Genomic DNA, 319 nt, shown 5'->3' with positions numbered 1-319 from the left:
GCAATCTCTTGTCTGGTGGCGATAGCGAAGAGGTCACACCCGTTCCCATACCGAACACGGAAGTTAAGCTCTTTAGCGCCAATGGTAGTTGGGACTTTGTCCCTGTGAGAGTAGGACGTTGCCAGGCTGGAAAAGATCTCTCTTTTCTTTTAAAAAAGTTGTTGACATTACGTTAATAACTTGATAAGATAGTAAAGTCGCTTAAGAGCGGCGGTTGAACTTTGAAAACTGAACAAAGCGACAAACGTCAACGTTAAATTTTATTTTTTAATTGAGCAAGTCAAACATTTCTTCGGAGAGTTTGATCCTGGCTCAGGAT

1 rRNA gene is annotated in these 319 nt (G+C 41.7%); it reads left to right on the top strand.

The annotated features are described in order from the left end of the window. Positions 1-11 precede the first annotated feature (11 nt). Positions 12-127, top strand: a 5S ribosomal RNA gene (gene rrf / locus LJC66_RS27540). Positions 128-319: the final 192 nt, after the last annotated feature.

This window comes from Priestia sp. TSO9 (assembly GCF_021029645.1).
GTDB classification, from domain to species: domain Bacteria; phylum Bacillota; class Bacilli; order Bacillales; family Bacillaceae_H; genus Priestia; species Priestia megaterium_E.
The sequence above is the reverse complement of the archived record's forward strand: the minus strand, read 5'-3'. Positions and strand labels throughout refer to the sequence as shown.